Genomic DNA, 14,084 nt, shown 5'->3' with positions numbered 1-14,084 from the left:
GTTGATCCAGATTGCGTTGATATATTGAGAGCCGCACGGCCGTGCGGCTCTACGGGGGCATTTTATCCGGTGGTTTGGTAGGTCGCCAACACGGCGCCGGCTTCGACCGTTGCGCCGACTTCGACCCGCACCTCGCCAATCGTGCCGCTGTGCGGGGCGGCGATCTCGTTCTCCATCTTCATCGCTTCCACAATAAACAACACGTGGCCGGCTTCGACCTGCTGGCCGTGGGCCACCCGCACTGCCACCACTCGGCCTTGGATGGGGCTGATTACGCCATCAACCGGCGCGGCCAGCGCCGCCCTTTTCGGCGCCACCCGGCGCGGCGCAGGGCCGCGAGCAGTGACTGCCGCCGGTTGGGCCGGCGCGAGACTCATACCATCGCCAAACACCGCCACCCCAAACCGCCGCCCGTTCACTTCCACCGTAAACCGGCGCGGTTCCGGGGCCGGCTCTGCCGGGGCCGGCGTTGCTGCTGGCGGCATCAGCTCCGCCGTGCGGGTGAGCAGCTCTGGGTGGCATGGAATGAAGTTGACCGTCGCCGCGCCAGCCACAAAGACCGGGTGTTCGAGGGCGGCAAGGTGGAAGGGAATGATCGTGGTGACGCCTTCGATGCGGTACTCAGTAAGTGCCCGCCGCATGCGCGCAATCGCCTCGTTGCGGTCGGCTCCCCACGTAATCAGCTTCGCCAGCAGCGAGTCGTAGTGCGATGGCACGTTGTAATTGGCCCGTACTCCGCTATCTACCCGCACCCCTAGACCCACCGGCTCGCGGTACTCGCCGATCGCACCTAGCGCCGGGCGGAAGTTGTGCAGCGGGTCTTCGGCGTTGATCCGGCATTCAATCGCGTGCCCGCGCGGCACGAGGTCTTCTTGCTTCAACCACAGCTTCTCGCCTTGGGCGATCTTGATTTGGGCCGCTACCAGATCGACGCCGTAGACCATCTCAGTCACCGTGTGCTCGACCTGAATGCGGGTGTTCATCTCAAGGAAGTAGTACCGTCCGTCTTGGTAGAGAAATTCGAGCGTACCGGCGCTGACATAACCGACCGCTTTAGCCAGACGCACCGCCGCCGCCCCCATCTCGGCGCGCAGCTCAGGGGTCAGCGCCGGCGAAGGGCACTCCTCGATCAGCTTCTGGTGGCGGCGCTGCACCGAGCAGTCGCGTTCGCCGAGCGCCACTGCATTGCCGTAGCCATCGGCCAGCACCTGTATCTCGATGTGGCGCGGGTCGTCGAGATACTTCTCGACGTAGAGTTCGCCGTTCTTGAAGGCGACCTCCGCTTCGCGGCGGGCCGCCGCAAACGCCTCCTCCACCTCTTCCGGCGAGCGCACCACCCGCAAGCCGCGCCCACCGCCGCCGCCAACCGCCTTAATCGCGATCGGATAGCCAAACTCTTTCCCCAACCGCTTCACTTCAGCCGCATCGGCTACCGGCTCAAGCACGCCGGGCACCAGCGGCACACCCGCCGCCGCCGCTTCGCGCCGGGCCGCCGTCTTGCCGCCCATGCGCTCCATCGCTTCCGCTGGCGGGCCGATAAAGACCAACCCAGCCGCCGTGACGGCCCGCACAAAGTTGGGGTTTTCAGCTAGAAACCCGTAACCGGGATGGATCGCTTCGGCGCCGGTGGCCTTGGCAGCGCGAATAATCGTTTCGATGTTCAGATAGCTCTCTGCCGGCGATGGCGGGCCAATCAGATAAGCATCGTCGGCATAAGACACATGGGGCGCATCGCGATCGGCCTCTGAATAGACGGCCACGCAGCGCAGACCCAATTCGCGGCAGGCGCGCATCACGCGCAAGGCAATCTCGCCGCGGTTCGCAACAAGTACTGTACGAAACATTGCAGCCGCTCCTCAATGCTGCTTGCGCCGCTTCAACATCGTGCGGCACGGGTGCCAATTGTAGCATAGCGCGCCGTGTTACAGAGATGGCGTCAGCCGGCCTAGCACCTGTTCAGCAGCGAAAGCCGCTCGCAGTAACAGCGGTTCGTTCCACGGGCGGGCCACCAGTTGCGCCGCGCGCGGCACGTCGTCATCACCCATCCCCGCCGGCAAGCTCAGCGCTGGCCAGCCGAGGAAGTTCCACGGCCCGGTGAATGAGGTCGGTGTTGGCACCCCCAACGCTGGCGCCGGGCCGGGTACAACCGGCGTGATCAGCAGATCGACATCGGCCAAGCGCGCTGCTACCCGTCGCCGCAGCGCCGCCCGCGCCTGCTGCACCCGTGTCACATCAGCCGGCGAATAGATAAATGCTGCCAGAATGCGGTGGCGCATAAACTCGCCATAGTCATCGAGCCGGGTGCGCAGCCACGGCAGATGCAGCGCCGCCGCCTCCATCGCCAGCAGCGCCTGATTGAGCAAGCGCAGCTCTTCCAGCTCAGGCACGTCGATTGGCGCCACGATCGCCCCTTGGCCGGCCAGCGCATCGGCTGCGCGCTGCATTGCCGCTAACTCGGCGGGGCCGGCCATCGCCTGCCCGCTGCCGTCGGCAGTGACCAGACCCACGCGCAAGTTACGCACCCCAGCCACCAATCCGCCGTCGGTAAAGTCGGGCGCCGGGCGCAAAGTGCGCGGATCGCGCGGATCAGGCCCGGCGATCACGCTCAACACCAGCGCCGCATCGGCGACGGTGCGCGTCATTGGCCCGGCGTGATCCAGCGACCACGAGAGGGTAAAGCCGCCAGCCAGACTCACCCGGCCATGGGTCGGTTTGAGGCCCACGATCCCGCAGTGGGCCGCCGGAATGCGGATCGAGCCGCCAGTGTCGGTGCCAATCGCGGCAAACGCCATGCCGGTTGCGGTCGCCACTCCGCTGCCGCTGCTGCTGCCGCCGCTATCGCGCTGGCGGTCGTAGGGGTTGGCCGTTGGGCCGTAGTGCGCATTGTTCGAGCCGGGTGAGTAGGCGAACTCCGACATGCGGGTTTTGCCAATGATCACCGCGCCGGCGGCGCGCAGCCGCTCGACGATGGTCGCGTCAGTCGCTGCCATCACGCCGGCGCGAATCCGCGAACCAGCCGCCGTCGGGTAGCCAGCTATGTCGAACAGATCCTTCACCGCCATCGGCACACCGTGCAGCGGACTACGCACCTTGCCCGCTGCCAGTTCGGCGTCGGCGGCGCGGGCATCAGCTAGCGCACTCTCGGCTATCACGATCTGGAAGACGTTCAAATCAGCATCATATTCGGCAATTCGCTCCAACGCCTGCTCAGCCAGCTCCACTGCCGAGACCGTTCGCCGCTGCAATTGGCTGGCTATGCCGAGGATCGTCGTTGGGTCATCGCTCGCCGGCAGGCCGCCGTTGGGCGGGCTGGCCGCTGGCGGCAGGCTGGCCGCATCGAGCATATCGGGCAACTGTTCGTGATCCACCGCGTCGAGCAGCCGTTCGACGTCGGGCAGGCGGCTGAGAAAGCCCTTTTCGATGATGCCGGCAAAATCGGATTCGGCGGCCGGAATGCCGGCGGCGCGCAATGCGGCCCGTAACCGGTCGATGATGGTGTCGTTGGGCATGCTATCCTCACATTGTCGTCATTGGCGGCGGAGTCGAGACGCCCGGCCGTGCGGAGACGCAGTGCCGTGCGCCGCTACGATTGTAAACACTCGTGGGCGGCCCGTCGCCCGCTGTCGATCGCGCCATGCACTGTCTGCGGGTTGCTGTCGTGGGCGGTAGCTTCGCCGGCGAAATGCAGATTGCCTTCCGCCGCCGCCAACACTGGTCGCGCCCACGCCATCCCTGGCGGCAGATGGGCATACCCGCCGCGCGCATATTCGTCAGCGGCCCAGCGGTAGCGCCGGAAGCCCACACAGTGCGCCGCTACATCGTCACGACCCAGCAACTGGCCTAGTTCCGCCAACCCCAACTCGCGCACCGCCTCGTCAGATAAACGGTCGAGCGCCGCCGCGCGTTCGGCGGTGACGTAACTGCAGAGCAGCGGCGCAGCCAGATCGGGATGGGCTGGCGTCCACCAGCGGGCAAAGAGGCCGTTATGGGCGGCGTAGGCAAAGCCGGCATCCCACAGCGGTGCATCGAACCAGAAGAAGTGTTTCGTCGCCGGGCGCGTGCGGAAGGCGGCGATCGCCGCCTGTTTGCTAGCCGAGAGCGGCGGGTCGAAACGGATCATCCCGGCGGCCAGTACTGCCACCGGTACGGTGACGATGCAGCGCCGTGCGGTGAACGTGCCAGCAGTCGTATCTACCATCACCTGGTCGCCGTGATCGCGGATCGCCCGCACCGGCTGGCCGAGGCGCAGATCGAGATCGCGGGCTAGCCACGCCAAGAGGGTGTCGTACCGTTCGCGCAGCCGGAACTCGCGCGGCCCGGCTCGATCGACCCGCTGCTCGCGGGCCGCATCGAGGCAACTGAGCCACTCGGCTTCGGTGCAGCAGGTCTGCGCCAGTACCACATCGGCAATCGCGATGGCGGCTGGGGGCAAACCGTTGTGCCGTAATTCATCGGCTAAGGAACGATCGTCCGCCCCATCGGGATAACGCGCCGCCAACGCGCCCCACACTACGCGCGCTTGTCCAATCGCCTGCCGCGCTGGATCGTCCGGCGGCAGCTCATTGACCGGACGGGCCGGCGCGCCCCAGCGCAAGCCGTTGTACCGATCCACCTCATCGAGCGTCAAGCCAGCCGCTTCCACCAGCTCGACCGTGCTCGTTTGCGCGCCGTGGATCAGCTCGGCCCCCAACTCAATCGGGTACCGCCCGCAACTGCGCTCCGTCCAGATTCGCCCGCCAATCCGGGGCCGCGCCTCGACCACCGCCACCCGCGCGCCGGCGTCGTGCAAGGTGCGGGCTGCCGCCAATCCCGCCGCGCCGGCCCCAATCACCACCACATCGAGGCGATCATCAGTTATTGTTCCGGCCATGCTTCTGTTTATCCCCAGTTTCCGTCTCTCGCATCGCTTGAGCAAAGGGCAGGTCTAGACTATCATCACCCACAATGCCCGCTTAAATCCCAATCGAAACGTATTTGATATCAAGATACTCATCAATCCCGGTCGGCCCGCCCTCGCGCCCAATTCCGCTCTGCTTGACGCCGCCGAACGGCGCTTGCGCAGTCGAGGGGATCGGATCGTTAATCCCGATGATACCGTATTCCAAACCTTCAGCCAACCGCCAGACCCGGCCCACATCGCGGGTGAACGCGTAGGCGGCCAAGCCGTAGGGCGTGTCGTTCGCCATCCGGATCACCTCCGCCTCATCAGCGAAGGGGATGAGCGGCGCGACCGGACCGAAGGTCTCTTCGCGGGCGACGAGCATATCGCTGCGCGCATCAAGCAGCACCGTCGGCAACCAGAAGTTGCCGCCGAGCGGGGCCGGGCCGCCGCCGACCACCACCTGCGCCCCGCCGGTGAGCGCATCATGCACGTGGCGCTCGATCTTGCGGCGGGCCTGTTCGTCAATCAGCGGGCCGATGTTCACCCCCGGCTGCAAACCGTCGCCAACCGTCAGCCGGGCCGCCTCGGCGGCGAACCGTTCGGCAAACTCGGCATAAATCGGGTGCTGGACGAAGATCCGGTTCGCGCAGACGCAGGTCTGGCCGGCGTTGCGAAACTTCGAGGCGATCGCGCCGCGCACCGCCGCATCGAGATCTGCATCGGCAAAGACGATAAACGGCGCATTGCCGCCCAACTCCAGCGACACCCGCTTGAGCGTATCCGCCGAGCGGCGCATCAGTTCCTTGCCGACTTCGGTACTGCCGGTGAAGCTAATCTTGCGCACGTGGGTGTCGGCGAAGATCGTATCGGCAAAGGGGCGCGGGTTGTGGCAGGTGATGATATTGACCACGCCGGGAGGCGCGCCGGCCTCGGTAAAGAGCTGGCCGAGCGCCAGTGCCGAGAGCGGCGTCTGCTCGGCGGGCTTAGCGATCACGGTACAGCCGGCAGCGAGGGCCGGCCCCAGCTTGCGGGTAATCATCGCGCTGGGGAAGTTCCACGGCGTAATCATCGCCACCACCCCTACCGGCTGGCGCAAGACCATAATCCGCTTGGTATTCGTCGAAGCCGGGATGGTCATCCCGTAGATGCGCTCAGCTTCGCCGGCAAACCAACTGAGAAAACTCGCTGCGTAGGCGATCTCACCCCGCGCCTCGGCCAGCGGCTTGCCCTGTTCGAGGGTCATAATCGTCGCCAGCTCTTGCTGCCGTTCCAGCATTAACCCCGCCACCCGGCGCAACAGAGCCGCCCGCTCGCCAGCCGGAATCGCCGCCCACCCCGGCTGCGCCGCCACTGCCGCTGCAATCGCCAGCCGCGTCTCGGCCACGCCAGCGTCGGGCACATACCCCAACACCGTGCCATTCGCCGGATTAACCACCGCAAAGGTCGCGCCACTCTCCGCCTCGCGCCACTCGCCATTGATCAACAAGTGAAACGGCAGCGTCGCCAACGGTCCCTCTCCCGCTACGGTCATCGTTCGCTCCTTCCCAATCGACACCAACGTTCGCAGGCAGTGCAGCAGCTTGGCTACTGCACTCGCTCATCGTATGAGATACTGCCCGCCGGATGAACTTCAATCTATTGTACCGCGCCTGCGGCAAGCGGTGCAGCCATCTCCCGTTCCCATGTTGTCATTGCGAGCCACGCTCTGTGCGGCGAAGCAATCTCCTGCTAACGCGGGAAGAGTGTGCTGAGCAGTTACCTTCGCTGAAGGGGGAGATTGCTTCGGGGGCTGCGCCCCCTCGCAATGACAACCAACCACGAAGCCGCTTCACGCCTGTCCTTAACCACTGCGCCGAGGGGCAGCGGCGGAAAGTGCCTTGCTCCCTCCCCCGGCAGGGGAGGGCTGGGGTGGAGGCAACCGGTTGACGCCATAGCGGATGCCGAGGCATGTGGCGTACAACCCATGCCAATCCCTTCTCGCTCTCTGCGTCCTTGGCGCCTTTGCGTTCAGACTCTCTGCGTCTTTGCTCGCGTTGCGCCCTCTCCCAGCGCCAATTCCTCCGCGAATGCGGTATCATACTCTCAGCCATCCTGAGCCGAACCGGCGCAGACTGCCATCAGGTCTACGCCTCATGAGCTGCCTATGAACCACACCCATCCTTTCCAATCGATCTACCGCCACGGCTTCGCCCGCTTCGCCGTCGCTATCCCGGCGGTGCGCATCGCCGAGCCGGCGTTTAACGCTGAACGCACCATCGCCCTTGCTCGCCGCGCCGCCGCTACCGGCGCAGTGCTCGTCCTCTTCCCCGAACTAGGGATCTCGGCCTACAGCAACGACGACCTCTTCCAGCAGACCGCCTTGCTCGACGCCGTTGAGCAGGCGGTGGCCGAGCTTGCCGCCGCTTCTAGCGAGCTGAACGCGCTGCTGCTGGTTGGTGCGCCGCTCCGCCACGAAGGCCGCTTGTTCAACTGCGCAATTGCGCTCTGCAACGGTCGCATCGTAGGAGTAACCCCAAAGAGTTATTTACCTAACTATCGTGAATTTTACGAAAAACGCCACTTCGCCGCCGCCCGCGACGCGATCAGCGCCACGATTCGCATCGCCGGCCAGACCGTACCGTTCGGCGCCGACCTGATCTACGAAGCGCCGGCTATTCCCGGCTTGGCCGTGCATGTCGAAATCTGCGAAGACTTGTGGACGCCGCTGCCGCCGAGCACCTTCGCCGCGCTGGCTGGCGCGACCGTACTTTGCAATTTGTCGGCTTCCAACATCACCATCGGCAAAGCCGACTACCGACGGGCCTTGTGTATGGGCCAATCGGCCCGCGCGATCGCTGCGTACCTCTATTCGGCGGCGGGGTTGGGCGAAAGCACGACCGATCTGGCGTGGGATGGCCACGCCCTGATCTGCGAAAACGGCGAGCTGCTGGCTGAATCGCAACGCTTCTGCGACGAAGCGCAGATCATTGTTGCCGATGTCGATCTGGAACGGTTGCAGCAAGATCGCATGCGCCAGACCAGCTTCAGCGACAGCATCGGCGACTACCGCGAGCGGTTGCGGGCAATGCGCAAGATCACGCTACCGCTCACGGCGCCGATCGTCACCGATCTGCGCCGTGAAGTGGCGCGCTTTCCCTACGTGCCCAACGACCCCGCCACTCGCGACGAGCGTTGCTTCGAAGCGTACAACATTCAGGTGCATGGCCTCATCCAGCGCATGCGCAGCGCCAAGGTAGAAAAGGTGGTGATCGGCGTATCGGGCGGTCTCGACAGTACCCAAGCTCTGATCGTAGCCGCGCGGGCAATGGATCGGCTCGGCCTGCCGCGCCGGAACGTGCTAGCCTACACTATGCCCGGCTTCGCCACCAGCAGCCAAACCCGCGCCAACGCCCATGCCCTGATGGCCGCGCTCGGCGTCAGCTCCCGCGAAATCGACATCCGGCCCTCGGCCTTGCAGATGCTGCGCGACCTTGGTCACCCTGCCGGCGAAGGCGCGCCGGTCTACGACGTCACCTTCGAGAATGTGCAAGCCGGCGAGCGCACCTCGCACCTCTTCCGGCTGGCCAACTACCACAACGCGATTGTCGTCGGCACCGGCGACCTCAGCGAGCTAGCGTTGGGATGGTGTACCTACGGCGTCGGCGACCAAATGGCCCACTACAACGTCAACGCTTCGGTGCCGAAAACGCTAATCCAGCACCTCATCCGGTATGTCATTCGCAGCGGCGAATTGGGTGAGGAAGCAAACCGCGTGCTGGCTGATATTCTCGCCACCGAAATCTCACCCGAACTGGTGCCGGCGACGGCCAACAACGACGACAAACCGGCCCAGCGCACCGAAGAGATCATCGGGCCGTATGCGCTGCAAGACTTTAACCTCTACTACATCACCCGCTACGGCTTTCGGCCCAGCAAAGTGGCATTCTTGGCCATGCATGCATGGGGTGACGCCAGCGCCGGCGCGTGGCCAGAAGGCTTGCCGGCTGCCGACCGGCGAGCCTACGACCTGCCCACCATCCTGCGCTGGCTGCGGGTCTTCCTCTACCGCTTCTTCCAAATCAGCCAATTCAAACGCTCGGCCATGCCCAACGGCCCCAAAGTCGGCTCAGGCGGCGCCCTCTCGCCGCGAGGAGACTGGCGCGCGCCGAGCGACGCTAGCGCCACCGTATGGCTAGCTGAGATTGATCGTCTGATTGCCGAAGTGGATGTGGGATGCGTGCAACATCGCTAGATACCAGCCGGAGGGGGGCAGGCCGGCAAGACCGTAATGCCCGTATATTGCGCCTTGGCGTGTATACCGCCTGCCTGATCGCCATCACGCTCTTCAGCGGCTGCAACCGGCCCGACCCGCCCGACCCGGTCGCCGAAGGGCAACGGCTCTACACCATCTACTGTCTCGGCTGCCACAGCCTCGATCCGGCAGGGCCAACCGCGCTCGGCCCGCCGCTCGCCGGCATCGGCGCCCGCGCAGCGAATAACGGCGAAGGTTTCAGCGCCGCCGAGTGGCTGCGCCGCGAGATTATCGATCCCGACGCCGTGCTCACCCCTGGCTACCCAGCCGGGTTAATGCCGCAGACCTACGGCAACGACTTCCGCCCGGCCCAGATCGAGGCGTTGGTGGCGTATTTGTTGCAGGTGGAGTGAGGTTAACGGCGCAGCATCACCGTCCGAAACAGGGTTTTGGTCGAATTCAGCGTATACCGCTAAACTATCGAGTCGCATGACACCATTCCGTCATTATGAGCCAACTACGCGCACCGTCCCACCGCGCCCCACATCAGGCTCGTCAGCCAGTTCTTACTCAGCTTCAGCGCCATCAATGCGCGTCAGTAGACCATGGGGACCGTTGGCGCTACCAGATGAGGTCACACGAATAGCGCTGAGTGGCTCGCCGCGCGATCGTCGATCGCAATATCGCGCTCATCGGTAGCCACTCAGCGGAACTCGGCTATGCCCTTACCGACGAGACTGTCACCCGGCCTTAAGCAAGACGTTGGGAGCGTAAGAGCAACGCTGGAATAAGACCTTAATCAAGATACCCAAGATTGCGCAAACGCTCCAAGACCTCTTGTTCGGCCTGTTCACTCTCCCAACTGACATCATTTAACGGTTGTCGATCGTGAGCCATCGCGGATGGAGTCTCATCTCCGCTGGTTGAGGCCATAGTTGCCGCGCCAGCGCTGAAAAACTCCGCTAGTACGCGCCCGTCCATCGCTTCAGGAACGGGTAAACCGAGCACGTGCAACACCGTTGGCGCTACATCGGTCACGTGAACTTCCGCTACTTTGCCGCGGGTCGCCACAGACGGCCCAGTCATAGCGAACAACCCTAGCGGGCGATGGATCCCGGTATACTGTGATGGCAGGGCAAACAGTTGTTGCCCTGCCGCTTCACGCCACGACTGTGCCACATAACTCATACCCCGCATAATCACGTTCAAATCCGGGCCATATTCAGCGTATGGCCCATGGTACAAATTGCGCCCCCGGTAGACGGCATCGACCACTGGAACCCCATTATCAGTGATGTTAAAAAGCGCCGCCGTAATATCATCAAGCAGCCGTTCGTACTGCTCGCCGGGTTCCACAATCCCTTGCGCTTCACGACCACGAAGATTTACATAAATTTGGCCGATATTGCCAAAACTGTACGCTTGGGTTTGTGACCAATCGACGACATCGGCCAACAAATCAGTTGCAGAAGGAACCAGCGCGCGTTGAACGGCTATGGGCATTCGCTGGCGCAGCCACAGCCAGAATGCGTTCTGTAATTTCGGTGAGAGCTGCTCACGCGCGAGCCGCAGCGCTGAAAGCGCTTGTTTGGCAAACTGCTTCGCGCGCGAAGCAGGACGTTTCTTCAACCATCCCTGTTGCTCTAACCAGACATTGAGAAACACTTCACGGTACAGCGGGCCGCCGCCGTGGTCAGAAACCAGCAAGACGGTTGTATCGTTATCAATAGCTCGCAACAGCCGGCCAATTTCTTCATCGATAAGGCGATGGACTTTCAAAATAGCCGGGCCAAACCGCGCTGCCTGTTCCGGATCGTGGAGCGGATGATTGGGGTCCATATGATGCCAGAAAAAGGCTTCGACTTCATCAATCGCTCGATAGACGATCATGGCTAAACGCCACGGCGAACGATCCATCAGGCGCAGCATCGCATCCGTCTGGCTCCGCGTCACAGCGGCAAGATCGATTAACCAACGTTGCTCTTGACCAGGCCGGCATTCCTCGTGCGGTTCAATCCGATACCCCCATGCCAACAATTCATTGCGCAGCTCCGCTGGATAGGCAAATTGACCACTCATGGGCGCGCCGATCCCAGCGACCATATAGCCATACACTGGCGTAGGCGGATAGGTCATCGGCACATTGAGACTGATAACCATTTGCCGAGCTGCGCTAGCGTAATCGAACATCGTCTTAAACGTCGTTTGGTCACGGCGAGTCGTAACCAGATGGTAAGTGTTAGGTGCAAACCGCACAAAATCAAAGATGCCGTGCTTCCCGGGATTCAACCCGCTAATGATTGAAGTCCATGCTGGCGGCGACATCACCGGCATCGTAGAACGCATGGGGGCGAAACCACCTTGGCGCAACAAGCGACCAATATTTGGCAACCAGCCAGCAGCCACCCAAGGCTCGATCAGATCCAGATCGGCAGCATCTAAACCTATAATCAGAACACGACTCATAAACGTTCTCCTGATGAATGAAACGATAAACGGTGCTGAATAGAATGAAAAATCGCCAACAACTTTGCTCTATCGATCTCACCATAGAAATACAAAACTACAAAATAAGCAATGATGCCGAAGATCGATACAATAATCCAATGCACATGAAGCCAATCAAGAACAGCAAACACCAACACAAACACCAATCCCGCACTCAACGCAGGGCGAACAAGCAGTCGAATGTCCCAACGATATAATTCTTTAAATACAAGGATAAGATGACCCCAAAAGATCACAGCCGTCGAGGCCACTTTTGCGATCGCTGCCCCAACCAGCGTCAACGAGGGCTGAAGGACAAGATTCAAACCAACATTAATGAGCATACCAATAAACTGCGGCAAAATGGCTTTATTCTGTAAGCCAGCCGTCAAGATCAACCTGCCATTCGGCACGAGCAGCATCGTCCAAAACCACGACCAGATCAGAATCTGCAATACAGGAATTGCTGCGGTAAAAGCATCTCGATACAACAAGAGCATAATATGATGGGCGTTCAGGCCAATCACCAGGCACAGCAACAAGGAGAGAAAGAGCGACCAACGGAAGGCAACGAGGTAGATCTGGATAGCATATTGGCGTTGCTTGTGATAATGTGCAGCCAATGACGACAGCAAAATTTGACGGAAACTGTTTGGGATAAGCGACATTGCGTTAAGCACCGAGTTAGCAGCGCTATATGCACCAACCAGCAGCAACGATTGCGCCCCTCCCATTGACATGAAGATGCTATCAAAACCGCGCTCCATTGCCACCATCAACGAAACAAGGATAATTGGCAGAGCGGTCTTGGCATACCGTATCCAGAAATCGCGATCAAATGAAATTCTTGGTCGCATAAACATGTGCCAAACGACAACCAGATAAAAGAAAGCAACCAACCAACTGACTAAGGTCGTCCAGACAGCTATCATCAACGCATTCATTGCAAAAAAGACGAACCCCAGCCCAACCAGCAAGCGCAATAAACCAAAAATAAGATTTAAAGTTAAAATGAATCCTACGCGACTCACTGCAATCAAAACAGATTGAAGCAGATTAATCACGCTCTCGGACACAATAGTTGTGCCCAGCGATAGGATCAAGAGGACGGTGTATGGATCAAACGCACCAAAATAGGCGACCCAGACGACCAATCCTATGAACAAACTTATCCCAACCAGCACACGGGCCAGCAGAAAATTGCCGAGTAGAAAGTTGCCTTCGGTGTTTTGCCCGGAAATCTCGCGGTTCAACAATTGCTCAAGCCCGCCAAGACAGAGCGCGGTGAGGAAACTGGCATACACAAAGCCGACACTAAATGCACTAGCATCGGTCGAACCATTTTTCCACGTGAGGAGAATAAAAAACAATACGTTTGACAACCGGATCACAAGATCGGAAATGATTGCGATACCTGTTTTCCAAATGATGGAACCAAAAGGGGGGTTCATGCTTTATTCACTAGATGATAGCAGACGCCTAACGGAACAACATTTCATACAACCATGGTGTGGTAATCCAGAGATGATACAGCCGTCGCGCTACCGGCATCGGCAACATAAACAAAAAAGCCCAGAGCCATGCCTTTACTCCGGGACGGAATCCGGCGACGTCTTGATAACTCAGGCGATTTCCCGTCCACAAAGCATGCATACATCGATATTGACCGGTGCAATAGTTCTTGATTTGTTCATAATTTATTGACATTTTTCCATGAAATCGTTCAGTAAACAAAAATTTATCTGCTAACAAGTTTTCTAATTTTAGAATATGCCGTTCCATTGTAGTTGGATCAAGGAACGCATTCGCACCGGTCAGATTAGCGCCATGTTGCCGCCAAATGCCAAGAATCTGCGCAATTGGCTGGCAATACGTAATCATCGTAGCGCGTTCATGAAGCACAGCATCTGCCAAATCACGGAATGATACCGGCAACGGAAACACCTGATCGGCGACCGATCGATGCAACGCGAACGAAGAGGCGGTTGCATACGTTGACACCCACCGCTCAGCCAGCAACTCCCACAACCGACCTTCCACCAACCGCTTCGGATAGACTCGCAGGATCTTTCCTGCGCTATTGGTAATATTCACTTGGTGATAGACAAAACCAGCGATTGGTGTGCGGCGCAAAGTAGCTACTACTGCCGCCAATTTCTCAGGAAACCATTCATCATCAGCATCGAGTAGCGCAATAATATCGCCACGGGCCTTGGCAAACGCCGTATTGAGCGCGGCGGCTTGCCCGCCATTCGGTTGGGCAATCACCGTAATCCGTTGATCGCGTGCAGCATAGGACTGGATGACATCGAGTGAATGGTCACGCGATCCATCATCGCAAATAATGATCTCAAACTGTTGATAGGTTTGTTGTAAGACACTTTCAATCGCGCGCCCAATATAACCGGCATAGTTGTAATTAGCAATTAACACCGAGACGAGCGGATGTTCTGGTAATGGATAGAGCGGTACTGGACAAACCAT

At 60.4% G+C, this 14,084-nt stretch carries 9 protein-coding genes; 2 read left to right on the top strand and 7 right to left on the bottom strand.

The features are described from left to right. Nucleotides 1–62 precede the first annotated feature (62 nt). The 4 genes from accC to U9R61_RS00585 form a co-directional block, all read right to left on the bottom strand. Nucleotides 63–1,844 (bottom strand): acetyl-CoA carboxylase biotin carboxylase subunit, encoded by a 1,782-nt coding sequence (gene accC, locus U9R61_RS00600; RefSeq protein ID WP_322486886.1) that lies wholly within the window; start codon nt 1,842–1,844, stop codon nt 63–65. Between the two features lie 78 nt (nt 1,845–1,922). Next, the gene (locus U9R61_RS00595) at nt 1,923–3,509 is read right to left on the bottom strand and encodes an amidase (protein ID WP_322486885.1); all 1,587 of its coding nucleotides are present in this window, start codon (nt 3,507–3,509) and stop codon (nt 1,923–1,925) included. Between the two features lie 74 nt (nt 3,510–3,583). Continuing rightward, nucleotides 3,584–4,870 carry an NAD(P)/FAD-dependent oxidoreductase gene (locus tag U9R61_RS00590; protein ID WP_322486884.1) on the bottom strand — a complete coding sequence of 429 codons (1,287 nt, stop codon included), beginning with the start codon at nt 4,868–4,870 and terminating at the stop codon, nt 3,584–3,586. Nucleotides 4,871–4,952: 82 nt separating this feature from the next. Then, nucleotides 4,953–6,413 (bottom strand): NAD-dependent succinate-semialdehyde dehydrogenase, encoded by a 1,461-nt coding sequence (locus U9R61_RS00585; RefSeq protein ID WP_322486883.1) that lies wholly within the window; start codon nt 6,411–6,413, stop codon nt 4,953–4,955. A 612-nt stretch (nt 6,414–7,025) separates the two neighbouring features. On the opposite strand from U9R61_RS00585, the gene U9R61_RS00580 reads away from it, so the two are divergent. Then, on the top strand, nt 7,026–9,113 hold the full coding sequence (locus tag U9R61_RS00580) for an NAD(+) synthase (protein ID WP_322486882.1): 2,088 nt from the start codon (nt 7,026–7,028) through the stop codon (nt 9,111–9,113). Further along, nucleotides 9,095–9,526 carry a cytochrome c gene (locus tag U9R61_RS00575; RefSeq protein ID WP_322486881.1) on the top strand — a complete coding sequence of 144 codons (432 nt, stop codon included), beginning with the start codon at nt 9,095–9,097 and terminating at the stop codon, nt 9,524–9,526. The genes U9R61_RS00580 and U9R61_RS00575 overlap by 19 nt, the downstream gene beginning before the upstream one ends. A 382-nt stretch (nt 9,527–9,908) precedes the next feature. Here U9R61_RS00575 and U9R61_RS00570 read toward each other — a convergent pair whose 3' ends face one another. From U9R61_RS00570 to U9R61_RS00560, 3 genes are read right to left on the bottom strand one after another with little or no spacing between them, the layout of a single operon-like run. Next, nucleotides 9,909–11,579 carry an alkaline phosphatase family protein gene (locus U9R61_RS00570; protein WP_322486880.1) on the bottom strand — a complete coding sequence of 557 codons (1,671 nt, stop codon included), beginning with the start codon at nt 11,577–11,579 and terminating at the stop codon, nt 9,909–9,911. Continuing rightward, nucleotides 11,576–13,051: a polysaccharide biosynthesis C-terminal domain-containing protein gene (locus U9R61_RS00565; RefSeq protein WP_322486879.1), complete on the bottom strand. Its 1,476-nt coding sequence runs from the start codon at nt 13,049–13,051 to the stop codon at nt 11,576–11,578. The genes U9R61_RS00570 and U9R61_RS00565 overlap by 4 nt, the downstream gene beginning before the upstream one ends. A 28-nt stretch (nt 13,052–13,079) precedes the next feature. Then, nucleotides 13,080–14,084 (bottom strand): glycosyltransferase family 2 protein, encoded by a 1,005-nt coding sequence (locus U9R61_RS00560; RefSeq protein ID WP_322486878.1) that lies wholly within the window; start codon nt 14,082–14,084, stop codon nt 13,080–13,082.

The sequence above is a fragment of the Chloroflexus sp. genome (assembly GCF_034431535.1).
Lineage (GTDB): Bacteria > Chloroflexota > Chloroflexia > Chloroflexales > Chloroflexaceae > Chloroflexus.
The sequence above is the reverse complement of the archived record's forward strand: the minus strand, read 5'-3'. Positions and strand labels throughout refer to the sequence as shown.